Annotated in this window: 11 protein-coding genes and 1 pseudogene; 6 read left to right on the top strand and 6 right to left on the bottom strand. The window is 72.3% G+C overall.

The window, feature by feature from the left end:
• Positions 1-172: 172 nt before the first annotated feature.
• The 3 genes from QQM72_RS39775 to QQM72_RS39765 all read right to left on the bottom strand — a co-directional run bounded on the left by QQM72_RS39775 (position 173) and on the right by QQM72_RS39765 (position 3,519).
• Positions 173-694 (bottom strand): nuclear transport factor 2 family protein, encoded by a 522-nt coding sequence (locus QQM72_RS39775; RefSeq protein ID WP_314225687.1) that lies wholly within the window; start codon positions 692-694, stop codon positions 173-175.
• Positions 691-1,671 (bottom strand): dihydropteroate synthase, encoded by a 981-nt coding sequence (gene folP, locus QQM72_RS39770; RefSeq protein WP_314225686.1) that lies wholly within the window; start codon positions 1,669-1,671, stop codon positions 691-693. The genes QQM72_RS39775 and folP overlap by 4 nt, the downstream gene beginning before the upstream one ends.
• 138 nt (positions 1,672-1,809) lie before the next feature.
• A complete protein-coding gene (locus QQM72_RS39765) occupies positions 1,810-3,519 on the bottom strand; it encodes a phosphatidylglycerol lysyltransferase domain-containing protein (protein ID WP_314225700.1) in 1,710 nt (569 codons plus the stop codon).
• Here QQM72_RS39765 and QQM72_RS39760 point away from each other — a divergent pair.
• From QQM72_RS39760 to QQM72_RS39750, 3 genes are all read left to right on the top strand, one after another.
• On the top strand, positions 3,472-3,597 hold the full coding sequence (locus QQM72_RS39760; RefSeq protein WP_282438183.1) for a hypothetical protein: 126 nt from the start codon (positions 3,472-3,474) through the stop codon (positions 3,595-3,597). The genes QQM72_RS39765 and QQM72_RS39760 overlap by 48 nt on opposite strands.
• 259 nt (positions 3,598-3,856) lie before the next feature.
• Positions 3,857-4,984 carry an alpha/beta hydrolase gene (locus QQM72_RS39755; protein WP_314225685.1) on the top strand — a complete coding sequence of 376 codons (1,128 nt, stop codon included), beginning with the start codon at positions 3,857-3,859 and terminating at the stop codon, positions 4,982-4,984.
• Between the two features lie 418 nt (positions 4,985-5,402).
• Positions 5,403-7,079 (top strand): hypothetical protein, encoded by a 1,677-nt coding sequence (locus tag QQM72_RS39750; protein ID WP_314225684.1) that lies wholly within the window; start codon positions 5,403-5,405, stop codon positions 7,077-7,079.
• 43 nt (positions 7,080-7,122) lie between these two features.
• On the opposite strand, the pseudogene QQM72_RS39745 reads toward QQM72_RS39750, so the two are convergent.
• Positions 7,123-8,398 (bottom strand): annotated as a pseudogene (locus QQM72_RS39745) (PH domain-containing protein).
• Positions 8,399-8,724: 326 nt separating this feature from the next.
• Positions 8,725-9,228: a PH domain-containing protein gene (locus QQM72_RS39740; protein WP_314225683.1), complete on the bottom strand. Its 504-nt coding sequence runs from the start codon at positions 9,226-9,228 to the stop codon at positions 8,725-8,727.
• Positions 9,229-9,271: 43 nt separating this feature from the next.
• Here QQM72_RS39740 and QQM72_RS39735 point away from each other — a divergent pair, with 43 nt between their 5' ends.
• Complete coding sequence (locus QQM72_RS39735; protein ID WP_314225682.1) at positions 9,272-10,423, top strand: NADH-quinone oxidoreductase subunit D; 1,152 nt, start codon at positions 9,272-9,274, stop codon at positions 10,421-10,423.
• A gap of 32 nt (positions 10,424-10,455) precedes the next feature.
• Here QQM72_RS39735 and QQM72_RS39730 read toward each other — a convergent pair whose 3' ends face one another.
• The gene (locus QQM72_RS39730; RefSeq protein ID WP_314225681.1) at positions 10,456-11,517 is read right to left on the bottom strand and encodes an SAM-dependent methyltransferase; all 1,062 of its coding nucleotides are present in this window, start codon (positions 11,515-11,517) and stop codon (positions 10,456-10,458) included.
• Between the two features lie 118 nt (positions 11,518-11,635).
• Between QQM72_RS39730 and QQM72_RS39725 the strand changes: the two genes are divergently transcribed.
• The gene (locus tag QQM72_RS39725) at positions 11,636-12,838 is read left to right on the top strand and encodes a sensor histidine kinase (protein ID WP_020132490.1); all 1,203 of its coding nucleotides are present in this window, start codon (positions 11,636-11,638) and stop codon (positions 12,836-12,838) included.
• A gap of 116 nt (positions 12,839-12,954) precedes the next feature.
• The gene (locus QQM72_RS39720; protein WP_020132489.1) at positions 12,955-13,626 is read left to right on the top strand and encodes a response regulator; all 672 of its coding nucleotides are present in this window, start codon (positions 12,955-12,957) and stop codon (positions 13,624-13,626) included.
• Positions 13,627-13,801 lie beyond the last annotated feature (175 nt).

The following is a 13,801-nucleotide window of genomic DNA, read 5'->3' as shown; positions in this document are numbered from 1 at the left end:
CACGGTGGCCCGGGTCGGAGTCAGGACTTTTCACCGGGTGTTTCCCTGCGGGAACCCCGCTGCTCACGGGCTGGTAGCCGCCCCTACCCACGGTTCGTGATTCCAACCACTTCTTGGTCCCTGTGGGTCATCTCAGGGCTTCCCGCGCCCCTCCTGTGGTCCGCCTACCCGCTCAGGAGGGGTTCTCGTCACTCTCGGGGTCTTCGGAACCGTCGGCTTCGTCGTTCTCCGTCAGTACCGGGGAGGCGTGGTGCGACCACAGCTTCCATCCGTCGGAGGTACGACGGAACACGTTCGTGGCGACCACGAGCTGGCCGACGAGCGGCCCGAGCTCCTCGCCGTCCTCCGGCGCCGGGCCGCCGCTGAGGATGTTCTCGGTGCAGTTCACCAGCGCGGTGTCGCCGGTGACGGAGACATGCACGTCGGTGAGGAAGAACTGGATGTAGTCGGTGTTCGCCATGATCAGCGCGTACGACCGCAGCACGTCGCCCCGGCCGGTGAGCACGGGCCAGCCCGGGTGCACGCAGGAGATCACGCCGACGTCCGCCGGATCGTGGTACGTCTCGTCCACGCCCAGGTCGGCCGGGGTGAGCCAGAGCGCGGACACCCCGTCGAAGTCGCCTTGCTCCAGCGCCTCGTAGAACGCGGTGTTGGCGGCCTCGACCTGCTCGACATCCGTGTGGGGGGCGCTCACCGGACTCCTTCTGCGCCGCTCGGGCCGTGCCCGCCGCGGTGTGCGTCCGGGGTGGCGGGTTCGCCCGTGGCGGTGTGCGCCGGGCGGGGTGCGTCCGCGCCGGGCGCGTCGCCTTCCTCGCGCGCCCCCTCCACGGCACGGGCGACCCGTACCGCGTCCGCCGTAGCGCGCACCTCGTGCACGCGGACCGCCCAGGCGCCTGCCTCCGCGGCGAGGGCGGAGACGGCGGCGGTGGCGGCGTCGCGCTCGCGCGCGGGCGGCGGCGCGCCCTCGGGGCCGGCCAGCACACGGCCGAGGAACCGCTTGCGGGAGGCCGCGACGAGCAGCGGGTGACCGAGGGCGTGCAGCCGGTCGAGGTGGGCCAGCAGGGAGAGGTCCTGATCGGCCTCCTTGGAGAAGCCGAGACCCGGGTCGACGACGATGCGGTCGGGGGAGACGCCGCCCGCCAGAACGGCTTCCACGCGCGCGTGGAGTTCGTCCACGACCTCGGCGACGACATCGGTGTAGACGCCTCTGACGTTGCCGCCCTCGAGGAAGCCGCGCCAGTGCATGACGACGAAGGGGGCGCCCGAGTCCGCGACGGCCGGGATCATCGCCGGGTCGGCGAGGCCGCCGCTGACGTCGTTGACGAGGGCGGCACCGGCCGCGAGGGCCTGGGCGGCGACGGAAGCGCGCATCGTGTCGACGGAGACGACGACACCCTCGGAGGCGAGGCCGCGGACCACGGGGATGACCCGGCGGAGCTCCTCGGTCTCGTCGACCCGGCTGGCGCCGGGGCGGGTGGACTCGCCGCCGACGTCCACGAGGTCCGCGCCCTCGGCGACGAGCTGGAGGCCGTGCTTGACGGCGGCCGTCGTGTCGAACCAGCGGCCGCCGTCGGAGAAGGAGTCGGGGGTCACGTTGACGACTCCCATGACCGCGCAGCGGTCCCATTCCGGAAGGCCGACGACGCGCCCGCGTCCGCTCTGCTTGCTCATACGTTCAGCCTAGGCCCAGCAGGGGACCGTGCCGCGGTGCGGCCCGGGTGGAAGCCCCGGAGCCGGGAGGGGCGGGGCCGCCGCCCCTCCCGGCTCCGGGGCGCGGGCCCGACGCCCGCCGGGCCGGCACCGCCGCGCCTACGCCGCGCGCACGTCTCTCTCCGCCACCGCGTGCGTGCACACGCGTGCCGCTGTGGAGCGGCGGCGCAGGAAGCGCGGCAGCGGGAGGGCGAGGCTGACGAAGCCCTCGGCCTGCATGGCGGCGAAGCCGATGCGGGGAAGGTCGCCGGAGGCCCGGTAGACGACGAAGCGAGGCTCCCAGCGCGGCTGGAACTTGGCGTTGAACTTGTACAGCGACTCGATCTGGAACCAGCGGGAGAGGAACACCAGCAGCCCGCGCCAGGCCCGCAGGACCGGGCCCGCGCCGATCTTCTCGCCGCGCGCCAGCGCAGCGCGGAACATGGCGAAGTTCAGCGACACGCGCGCGACGCCGAACTTCGGGGCGGCCTGGAGGGCGGCGACGATCAGGAGTTCGTTCATGCCCGGGTCGGCCGAGCGGTCGCGGCGCATCAGGTCCAGGGAGGCGCCGTCGGCGCCCCAGGGCACGAAGTGCAGGATCGCCTTCAGGTCGCCGTACTCGCCGGGTACCTCGTCGGCCTTGTGCGCGGTGGCGATGAGGCAGTCCCCGTCGGCGGCGTCGCCGACCCGGCCCAGGGCCATCGAGAAGCCGCGCTCGGTGTCGGTGCCGCGCCAGTCCTCGGAGGCCCGCCGGATGCGCTCCAGCTCGGCCTCACCGAGGTCACGGACGCGCCGTACCCGGGTCTCGTAACCGGCGCGTTCGATGCGTTTGACCATTTGGCGCACGTTGCGCATCGCGCGGCCGGCCAGGGAGAAATCCGCTACGTCCACCACCGCCTCGTCACCCAGTTCGAGCGCGTCGAGGCCGGTCTCACGGGTCCAGACCTCGCCGCCCGTCTCCGAGCAGCCCATGACGGCGGGCGTCCAGGAGTGGGCCTTGGCCTCGTCCATGAAGCGTTCGATGGCGCCGGGCCAGGCCTCGACGTCGCCGATGGGGTCGCCGCTGGCGAGCATCACGCCGGAGACGACGCGGTAGGTCACCGCCGCCTTCCCACTGGGCGAGAAGACCACGGCCTTGTCGCGGCGCAGCGCGAAGTGGCCCAGGGAGTCGCGGCGGCCGTGCTTGTCCAGCAGGGCACGCAGGCGCACCTCGTCCTCCTCCGTGAGGCGGGCGGCCGGGTGCTCGGGGCGGAAGGCGAGGTAGATCGTGGTGACCGCGGTGATCCAGCCGAGGGCGCCCAGGGAGAAGGCGACGGTCCAGGAGGTGTTGCCCTGGTAGTCGACCGGGCCCTCGAAGCCGAAGAGGCCGTACAGGACGTGCGTAATGCGATCGGCCAGGCTCGGGTCGCCGATCAGGCGCCGCGGGTGGACGCTGACGATGATCAGACCCAGACCGAGGGAACCGGCGCCCATGAGGACGAAGTTGGCGAGCGCGCGCCAGCGGCTGCGCGGGTCGGGCAGTGCCGCGAACTGGTCGCGGTGCAGCAGCAGCGGGACCAGGAGCGCGACCGAGATGAGCGCGCCCACGATCGAGTGCCGGTACACGAACTGGGCCACCGCGCCCGCCGGGAGCAGCACCACCGCCGCGCGCCACGCACGCCGCTTGCCGCGCCTGAGGCCGTGGGCGAGCAGCAGCAACAGGACGCCGGCGCTGAGCGACAGCGCCGCCGCGAACGGCCCGAACGAACCGGGCAGCACCTCGGCGAAGGTGTGCATACGGCTGTGCCTGAACCGCGGGAAGACGCCTCCGGCGACATCCAGCAGGCCCACGAGGGCACAGGCGCGGGCGACCAGGGCAGGGACGGACTCGGGGCGCGGACCTCGCACTATCTGCCGCACCCGGCTTGATCGGTGCGGAACCCCGCCCGACATTTCCCCATCTTGAGTGACAGACATCGCATCCCGTAGTTCCGCGAGAGACCTTGGACCCGGGCCCGATTCGGGCATCCGGCGACATTGCGCCCTCTAGGACGGTGTCTTGGGGAGAGAGGTTCACTCGTCTCCCCAAAGCCACTGAAAAGGCCAAGGAAAGTCCGGGACAAGCCCTCGCGAAGGAGTCGGGGGAGCGGGCGGGATCCCGGACGGAGAGCAGGCAGGAAAACACCGCATGGGGCTCACGAGCGACAAAACGCTGCTGCTGTCAGTGCTGTTCGCCTTACTGCTGTTCGTCGGCACGGTATGGCTGTGGCCGCGTCTTGCCCGAACCGGCTGGCGGGCCGTCAGCGGGCGGGTCGGGCTGCTGCTCGCCACCCAGTTGGCGCTGTTCGTGTCGGTGGGGCTGACCGCCAACCAGGCGTTCGGCTTCTACGCCAGCTGGGCGGATCTGTTCGGCCGGGAGACGGACCAGGGTGTGGTCGTCGACCACGCGGCGGACGGCGCCCCGGCGGGGCCGCTGCGGGTGGTCGACACCCGGCGTGTGGACGGCGGCGGCAGCCCGCGTCCGCAGTACGGCGGACAGATCCAGAAGGTCGCCGTCAACGGACGTACGACACACATAGCCACGCCGGCGTACGTGTACCTGCCGCCGGAGTACTTCGACCCGCAGTACCGCACGCGTACGTTCCCCGCGGCCGTCGTCCTCACGGGCTACCCCGGAACGGCTGAGGCGCTGGTGGACAAGTTGCACTACCCGCGTACCGCGCGGCAGCTCGCCAGGGACGGGCGCATGCAGCCGATGATCCTGGTGATGATGCGGCCGACGGTGGCGCCGCCGCGGGACACCGAGTGCGTGGACATCCCGGGCGGTCCGCAGACCGAGTCGTTCTTCGCCAAGGATCTGCCGGACGCCGTGACGGCCCACTACCGGGTGGGCAGGAAGCCCGGCAGCTGGGGCATCATCGGCGACTCCACGGGCGGCTACTGCGCGCTGAAGCTGGCGATGCACCACCCGGAGGTCTACGGGGCGGGCGCGGGCCTGTCGGCGTACTACAAGGCGCCGAGCGATCCGACCACGGGCGACCTCTTCCACGGGAACGCGACCCTTCGCAACGAGGCGGATCTGCACTGGTTTCTGAAGAATCGTTCCGCTCCCGACACCTCGTTGCTCGTCACCAGCAGCAAGGTCGGAGAATCCAACTTCAAGGCCACGCAGAAGTTCATAGGGCTGGCGAAGGCCAAGGGCGCGACCAGGATCTCGTCGATCATCCTGGAAAGCGGCGGGCACAACTTCAACACCTGGCGGCGGGAGATCCCGCCGACGCTCGAGTGGATCAGCGGCCGGTTGAGCGACCGGTGAGCGGCGCCCGAAGGCGGGGGCCGGGCGGCGGGCGCCGAATGCCGAATGCCGAATGCAGGAGGCAGGGTGGCGGGTGTCGAATGCCGGGGCGAGGTGGGGCGGGGCGGGTCGGCGGGTCGGGTCGGGGTGGCGGGCGAGGGTGAGGTCGACGGCCGTCGAGCAGGGGGTGACGGTGGGCGCCGAGGAGGACGTCGGCGGGCGTCGTGGAGGGGTCTGGCGGGCGTCGAAGGCCGCAGGCGCGGGGTGGCTCGGCCGGGGTTCATGGGGGCTGTTCGGGGCACCCCGGCAGGAAATGATCTTGCTTCTTGTCGAATTCCGTGACCGTGTTGTTTCCTGATGCCCTGTGAAGACTTCGGTATGGCCGTGTTTTTGCGGGGCGGGGCGCCAACATTCGCCTACGCGCGGTAAGTTTCTGGCCATGCCACGTGGACGTCACCGCCATTCCCCGCCTTTGCACAGGCTGCTGCCTCCCTCGGCAATCGCAGGCGTCTCCCTTGTCTGCGCCCTCGGCCCCTGGGTGTTCACGGAGCCGATGGCGCTCCGTGGTCTTGCCGCGGCCGCCGCGGCGACGGCGATCCTCGGCGCGTACGTGATGCGCCGCTGGGACATGCAGGCCGGCAAACAGGTCGCCGACCTGGCACGCGCGCGTGCCAGTGACGAGTGGCGCTACGAGGAACGGGTCGCCGAACTGGAGAGCGACCTCGACGAATCACGTGAGCTGCGCGTCAAGCTGGAGCAGCGCCTGCGGTCCAAGCGCACCGAACTGGCGGGCCTGCGCAACGAGCACGCCGCGCTGCTGCGTCGCTATGCCACGGCCGAGACGGAGCGGGCCAGCGCCCTGGAGGGCCGCCGGCTGCTGGAGATAGAGGCGGCTCCCACGCCCGCGCTGCCCGCCGCGCGCGCGGCGCAGGACGCGGAGCCGGCCGGCGCGGTCGTCGTGCGGGAGGCCGAGAACGTCGCCAACACCGCCGACACCGCCGACACCGCCGACACCGCCGACACCGAGGGCACCGGCGACGCCGAGGGCACGGATGCCGTCGAGGCGTCGGCCGGAGTCGAGGCGTCGGCCGAGGAGGCCGCGTTCGACGACTCTGCCGACTCTGCCGAGTCCGGCGACGCCACCGCCGAGCCGGGCGCGGAGACCGAGAAGGCTGAGGACGCCGCGGGGACCGAGGAGGAGGCGACGGCTTCGGCGGTCTTCTCTCCCGAGGGCTCCAAGCTGTTCCTGCGGGCCCAGGCGGCCCTGGCCCGGTTCGACACCGACGGCGTCAAGGCCGCGAAGATCGAGGACCATGCCGAGGAGGAGCCCGCGCGGGCGACTTCCGCGGACGTCGGCGCCACAGCCGCCGGCGGCGACGCGGAGGCCGCGCAGGAGGACGAAGCACAGGGGAAGCCCGAGGCGGTCGACGAGCACGCGCGCGCGGCCGCCCCCCACACGGCTGCCGAGGCCGACACGGTCTCGGACGACCAGAGCGCGGACGACCAGAGCGCGGACGACGAGAGTGCGAAGGACCAGGTCTCGGGCGACCAGGCTCCCGCAGCCGCAGCCGCAGCCGCAGCCGCAGCCGCAGCCGCGGACGACGCGGAGGAGAACGCCCCGGAGCCGGTGGCCTCGGAAGCGGCCGTGGTCGGCGAGCACCACCACGCGGTGACCGTGCGGCCCGCGCCGCCGGTGTACTCCGCCCCCACCGGCGCCCCCACCGACACCTCCGTCCCGTCCGCCACCGGGGCCGGTGCGCTCGTCCCCCGTCCCGTCGGCGCCGTACAGCGCCGTCCCTCAGGCCACTTCGCCGTGCCGACCGCCGTGGCCGTCGTGCCGGCCGCGCAGCCCGTACGGCGTCCGATGGCCGAGGGAGGTTTCGACTTCTTCGGTACGAAGAGCGCGTCTGCGCCCTACGCCCTGGAGGCGGTGCAGAACGAGGATCTGGCCGATGTCGTCGGCCAGGAGGCCCTCGCCCTGCACAAGGCCGAGTCCGAGGCGGAGTTCAAGTCGCTGGACGAGGCGGCACGCGGTGTGGGTCAGGTGATCGACCTGACCGCCCACGACGAGACGGAGCACATCGACCTTCAGGGGCTGCGCAGCGCCGTCTCCTGAAGCCGTCTCCGAGGTGTCCATTGCCGCCGTCTCCGAGGTGTCCTCAAGCCATCCACCGGTCGGACCGGGCGTCCAGGCGCCCGGTCCGTGATCGTTCGGCCTGGCTCCGGAGCAGCTCCGCGGCCTCCTGTGCGTCCCGCAGCCGGGCTGTGACGGTCTTGTCGGCCCCCGTTGTCCACATGGACGTCCGCGAGCCGCCAGAGGCGCTGCCAGGGCCCTTGTGTCAGTCGCACGCTCTGCACCTTGGCGTGCGGGACGAGCGCCAGGCTGCGGCGCAGCAGTCCGTGCCGGGTGGCGAACACCGCGTCCGTGACGGCGATCCCGTAGCCCCGCCACCACAGCGGAACACACCGTCCGGCCCGCCGCGGCGGCCGCGTCGGCGAGGTCCCGGCAGGGACGACCACCCCGGGGAGCACGCGCGCGACGACGGCCTCCGCGGCCTCGCGCGGGGCGACCGGCACGAGTACGGAGTTGGCCGAGCCTGCCACGTCGAGTTCGACCCGGACCCACCCGCGCCGTCGCCACAGCAGCGGCTGCACGATCCGCACGGTCTGCACCCGCCCGGGCGGCACGGTCTCGTGCGTACGGTCCAGCAGGCCGTGGTCGATCCGCAGCCCGTCCGGCGACTCGCCGACCGTCCAGTCGTACTCGCCGACGAACCGTCCCACGCTGCTCGCGCCCGCCGCGCCGAGCAGCGGCACGCCGGTCGCGAGGACCGTCCACACGCTGTGGGTGGCCAGCCACAGCACCGGCGGCACGACGAGCGCGGCGACCAGGGCGCCCCAGGTCGCGCCGGTCAGCACCAGCGCGATCGCGAGCTCGCGCGGCGGTACGCGCAGCAGCTCGCGCGCGGGCGCCTCGCCCACCTCGTGCGCCGTCTCCGGCGCGAAACCCGCCGCCCGCGCGAGCAACTCCGCCCGCAGCACCCGGGCCTCCTCCTCGCCCAGGAAGGCCAGTTCGTCCTTCTTCTCGGCGCCGACCACGTCGAGCCGTAGCTTCGCGACGCCCGCGATCCGCGCGAGCAGCGGCTGACTGACGTCGATCGCCTGGATGCGCTCCAGCCGGATGTGCGCGGCGCGCCGGAACAGCAGGCCGGTCCGGATGCGCAGTTCGCTGTCGGTCACCGAGAAATGGGTGAACCACCAGGTCAGAAAGCCGTAGAGGGAAGCCGCGGGGACGAGGACGGCGAGCGCGATCAGCAGGGTCGTGGTGGTCAGCCGGGTCAGCTGCTCCTGGGCCTGGTCGGGGTCGTGCACGGCCCACCCGACGAGGACCGCGATCGGTGCCCACGCCCGCCGGAACGGTGTGACGGGGTGCAGTCGGCGCTCGTTGACGGGCCGTTCGGGGTGGGTGCCGGGCGGGTCGGGTGTCTCCGGGGCCTTCGGGGCCTTCGGGGTCTCCGGTGTCTTCGGGGTCTCCGGTGTCTTCGGGGTGTCTGCAGTGTCCGTGGTGTCCGTGGTGCCCGTGGTCTTCGTGGTGCCCGTGGTCTTCGTGGTGCCCGTGGTCTTCGTGGTGCCCGTGGTGCCCGTGGTCTTCGTGGTGCCTGTGGTCTTCGTGGTGCCCGTGGTCTCTGTGGTGCCCGAGGTCTCCGTGGTGCTCGTGGTGGCGGGTACGTCGGGTGCGTCGTCCTCGACGCCCGGGGTCGTCACAGCCCCGCCGATCGGGCCTCGCCGAGTTGGGTGAGCCGGTCGCGCAGCCGCTCCGCCTCGGCCGGGTCCAGGCCCGGGATGGTCGCGTCGGTCGCGGCGGCCGCCGTGTGCAGCTGGACGCTGGCCAGCCCGAAGTGCCGTTCGACGGGCCCGGAGGTGACTTCGACGAGCTGCATGCGCCCGTACGGCACGACGGTCTCCTCGCGCCACAGCACGCCCCGGCTGATCAGCAGGTCGTCGGCCCGCTCGGCGTACCGCCAGGAGTGCCAGTTGCGGCCGAGCAGCACCCAGCCCCATCCGATGCCGGCCAGGGGCAGCAGTGCGAACGCGGCCCACGCGGGACCGACGAGCAGCCCGAGCAGCAGTCCGGCGCCGACGGCCGCAAGCCCCAGCCACACCGCCAGCAGCAGCCGCCGCATCCGCAACAGCCCCGGCGGCAGTCCGATCCACTCCGGTCCGGCCGCCGTCGTCCCCACGCCACCCTGGCTCCCCGATTCCATACCGTCAGCGTACGTAGGGGAGCACGTAGGGGAGACTGTGCCCATGACTCCTACGACGGAGACCACGGTCGGGATCGGCGGTGCCGCGGAGAGCACCGACATGGTGCTCAACATCGGCCCCCAGCACCCCTCCACGCACGGTGTGCTGCGACTGCGGCTCGTCCTGGACGGCGAGCGCATCCGGCAGGCGGAGCCGGTGATCGGCTATATGCACCGGGGCGCGGAGAAGCTGTTCGAGGCACGCGACTACCGCCAGATCATCATGCTGGCCAACCGCCACGACTGGCTGTCGGCGTTCTCGAACGAGCTGGGCGTGGTCCTCGCGGTGGAGCGGATGCTCGGCATGGAGGTCCCCCCGCGCGCGGTGTGGACCCGTACCCTGCTCGCCGAGCTGAACCGGGTGCTGAACCACCTGATGTTCCTGGGCTCCTACCCCCTGGAGCTGGGCGGCATCACGCCGGTCTTCTACGCCTTCCGTGAGCGCGAAGTGCTCCAGAACGTGATGGAGGAGGTCTCCGGCGGGCGCATGCACTACATGTTCAACCGCGTCGGCGGCCTCAAGGAGGACCTGCCGGCCGGATGGGCCGCACGCGCGCGTGGCGCCGTCGCCGCCGTGCGCTCGCGCATGGACGTCTTCGACGATCTGGTGATCGGCAACGAGATCTTCCGGGGGCGCACGCGGGACGTGGGAACGCTCGCGCCGGAGTACGTGCACGCGTACGGAGTGAGCGGGCCGATCGCGCGCGCCTCGGGTGTCGACTTCGACCTGCGCCGGGACGAGCCCTATCTCGCGTACGGGGAGCTGCGGGACACCCTCAAGGTCGTGACCCGGACCGAGGGCGACTGCCTCGCGCGCTTCGAGTGCCTCCTGGAGCAGACGTACAACGCGCTCGACCTCGCGGACGCCTGTCTGGACCGTCTCGCGGAGCTGCCGCCCGGTCCGATCAACCAGCGGCTCCCGAAGGTCCTCAAGGCGCCCGAGGGGCACACGTACGCGTGGACCGAGAACCCCCTCGGCATCAACGGCTACTACCTCGTCAGCAAGGGCGAGAAGACCCCGTACCGGCTGAAGCTCCGCTCGGCCTCGTACAACAACATCCAGGCGCTCACCGAACTGCTGCCGGGCACGCTGGTCTCGGACATGGTGGCGATCCTCGGGTCGATGTTCTTCGTGGTGGGGGACATCGACAAGTAGGCCGGGAGGCGGCCGGGGCAGGCCGCGTGCGGTCAGCCGGCTTCGGCCTCCGGGTCCAGCGGGTGGGCAATCCCGACCGGCTGGAGCAGCCATCCGAAGTCGCCCAGTCCGCCCGGCGCGATGAGCTCGGCGGCCTCTCCGGCGCTCGCGAGGGCGCGTACGTACGCGGAGGGGTCCGTGGACGCCAGCGCCAGCGGGGGGCGTGCGCCGGCGATGCCCAGGGCGCGCAGCGCGGCGCGTTGTGTGAGCAGGCGCGCGCCGACGGCCGCCCGCGCCGCGCCCTTCGCCGCCGTCGCTCCCGCCTCCGCGCACGCGTCCAGCGCGACGTGGGCCGTGATGTCGCAGGAACCGTCCGGCGCGGGTGGCGTCTCGCGCCCCTCCCGGAAGCCGGTGAGCGTCCCGAACGGGGGGCGCGCGGCCGCCGTGTGCGCGTAGTCCACCGCCACCGCGAGCCCGCCATCGAGGCACGAGACGGCGGACGCCCAGGCCGTGTCCCGGGGAAGCCCGATCTCCGCCCGCAGTCCCTCCTCGCCCGCCGTCGGCCACCACCGCGCGAGCCACTCCGCCTCCGCGCCGGACACCCGCTCGCCGAGCCGCTCGGCCCCGGTGTCCCGGACGAGCACCAGCCGAGCCACGCCCGCGGAGTCGACCTCCGCGACCTCGACGGGCACGTTGTCCAGCCACTCGTTGGCGAACAGCAGCCCGGTGAGCTGCCGTGGAGGCTCGGGCAGCCACTCGATCCGGTGAGCGAGGCCCGCGGGGCGGTCGGCGAGTTCGACGGCGTACGCGCGCGTGCGTGCCGCCACGTCGGCGGGGAGCGCGGCCAGCACTGCGGTGACCAGTTCGCCCCGCCCGGCGGCCATGTCGACGAAGTCGAGCGACGAGGGCCGGCCCAGCGCCTCGTCGACCCGGCACAGCAGCCGGGCGACGGCCGCGGCGAACAGCGGCGACGCGTGCACGGACGTACGGAAGTGCCCGGCCGGGCCCTCGGAGCGCCGGTAGAAGCCGCCCGTTCCGTCCTCGCCGTACAGCGCCGCCTGCGTCGCCGCCCGCCAGCCGCGCCACCCGCCCAAGCCCGTCGCCTTGTCCACCACCCCGTCAGACTAGGCGTACAGGTGATCACGGCATCCACCTTGCGGAGTACGCGCGCCCGGACCGGATCGGCCCTCCGGTTGACCCCTGCACGCATCGGGCTTCCCTACGCTGGGTTACGTGCAGCGCCTCTATGACTTCCTCCGCAGACACCCGACCGGGGTTGACGGCTTCTGGGCCCTCGTCCTGTTCGGGATCTCCGCGGCTGCCGGAACCGCGGGCCAGGACCGCGGCGGCACCGACTCCATGGCGCTGCTGGTGCCGGTCGTGTTCCTGTTGTGCCTGGTCATCGCGTTGCGTCGGCGTATGCCCGAGCAGATGCTCGTGCTCGCCGCGGCGCTCGGACTGGCCCAGCTGGTGCTCAACGTCGGGGTCACGGCGGCCGACTTCTCCCTGCTGGTGATCGTCTACACGGTCGCCGCGACCGGCGCCCGCTGGGCCTCCCGCCTCGCACTGGTCATGGCGCTGAGCGCGGCCACCCTGGCGCAGGTGCGCTGGCCGCACGAGAACGCGAGCGTGCCGGGCCAGGTCGCGGTCATCGTCTTCCAGACGGTGCCGTTCGCCCTCGCCTGGGTGCTGGGCGACTCCATTCGCACCCGTCGCGCGTACTTCGCGCAGCTGGAGGAGCGCGCGGCCCGCCTGGAGAAGGAGCGCGAAGCCCAGGCGAAGGTCGCGGTCGCCGCCGAGCGCGCCCGCATCGCACGGGAGCTGCACGACGTCGTCGCGCACAACGTGTCGGTGATGGTCGTCCAGGCCGACGGTGCCGCGTATGTCCTCGACGCCGCGCCCGACCAGGCGAAGAAGGCCCTGGAGACGATCTCCTCCACGGGCCGCCAGGCCCTCGCCGAGATGCGCCGCCTGCTGGGCGTACTGCGCACCGGCGAGCACCAGGAGGGCGGCGAGTACGTGCCGCAGCCGGACGTCGAGCAGATCGAGGACCTCGTCGAGCAGTGCCGCGGCTCGGGCCTGCCGGTGGACTTCAAGGTCGAGGGCACGCCACGGCCGCTGCCCAGCGGCGTCGAGCTGACGGCGTACCGGATCGTGCAGGAGGCGCTGACCAACACGCGCAAGCACGGGGGGCCCAACACGGGTGCGAGCGTGCGCCTGGTCTACTTCGACGACGGTCTCGGCCTGCTCGTCGAGGACGACGGCAAGGGAGCCCCGCACGAGCTGTACGAGGAGGGCGGCGCCGACGGCGCCGGTCACGGCCTGATCGGCATGCGCGAGCGCGTGGGCATGGTGGGCGGAACCCTGGACGCGGGCCCGCGGCCCGGCGGAGGATTCCGCATCAGCGCCCTGCTCCCGCTCAAACCCGCGCACTGAATCCGACGCACGCCCCTGGTGACACCTGTCACGCCCCCCGACGCCACTCGCACCGGCTGACGAGAACACAAGAAACACAAGAAACACAAGAAACAGAAGAGACGGAAGAGGACTCGATGACGATCCGCGTGATGCTCGTCGACGACCAGGTGCTGCTGCGCACCGGGTTCCGGATGGTGCTCGCCGCCCAGCCGGACATGGAGGTCGTGGCCGAGGCGGGCGACGGCGTCGAGGCCCTTCAGGTGGTGCGTTCCACGGCGGTCGACGTCGTGCTCATGGACGTCCGGATGCCGAAGCTGGACGGGGTGGAGGCCACCCGGCGCATCTGCGCCGAGGCCGAACCGCCCAAGGTGCTGATCCTGACCACCTTCGACCTGGACGAGTACGCGTTCTCCGGGCTGAAGGCGGGCGCCTCCGGGTTCATGCTCAAGGACGTGCCGCCGGGCGAGCTCCTCGCCGCCATCCGCTCCGTGCACAGCGGCGACGCGGTGGTCGCCCCGTCCACCACCCGACGTCTCCTCGACCGGTTCGCGCCGATGCTGCCCACCACCGGCAAGGAACCCCGCCACAAGGAGCTGGAGCGGCTCACGGAGCGGGAGCGCGAGGTCATGGTGCTGGTCGCCCAGGGACTGTCCAACGGGGAGATCGCCGCCCGGCTGGTGCTGTCCGAGGCGACCGTGAAGACCCACGTGGGCCGCATCCTGACCAAGCTGGGGCTGCGCGACCGGGTCCAGGTGGTGGTCCTCGCCTACGAGACGGGGATCGTGCGGGCCGGCGGCCACGGCTGACGCGCACGGACCCATGCGGTCTCCGCGGCCTCGGCGGGGCGCGGACGGCTAGGTTCTGTCCGGCGGATCATGTGACTTTTTGACTGGTCGCTCGTTGGTTGGGTCATGGGTCGGGGGGATCTGACGAATCGCGAGTGGTTACTGCTGGAGCCGCATCTGCCGCCTCCAGGTGGCC

It is taken from the genome of Streptomyces zaehneri, assembly GCF_032248645.1.
Classification (GTDB): domain Bacteria; phylum Actinomycetota; class Actinomycetes; order Streptomycetales; family Streptomycetaceae; genus Streptomyces; species Streptomyces coriariae.
This window is presented reverse-complemented; position numbering and strand designations above follow the sequence as displayed.

Coding starts and splice junctions, on each gene's coding strand:
- folP (WP_314225686.1), bottom strand. CDS start 1,671: ATGAGCAAGCAGAGCGGACGCGGGCGCGTCGTCGGCCTTCCGGAATGG.
- QQM72_RS39755 (WP_314225685.1), top strand. CDS start 3,857: ATGGGGCTCACGAGCGACAAAACGCTGCTGCTGTCAGTGCTGTTCGCC.
- QQM72_RS39750 (WP_314225684.1), top strand. CDS start 5,403: ATGCCACGTGGACGTCACCGCCATTCCCCGCCTTTGCACAGGCTGCTG.
- QQM72_RS39740 (WP_314225683.1), bottom strand. CDS start 9,228: ATGGAATCGGGGAGCCAGGGTGGCGTGGGGACGACGGCGGCCGGACCG.
- QQM72_RS39735 (WP_314225682.1), top strand. CDS start 9,272: ATGACTCCTACGACGGAGACCACGGTCGGGATCGGCGGTGCCGCGGAG.
- QQM72_RS39720 (WP_020132489.1), top strand. CDS start 12,955: ATGACGATCCGCGTGATGCTCGTCGACGACCAGGTGCTGCTGCGCACC.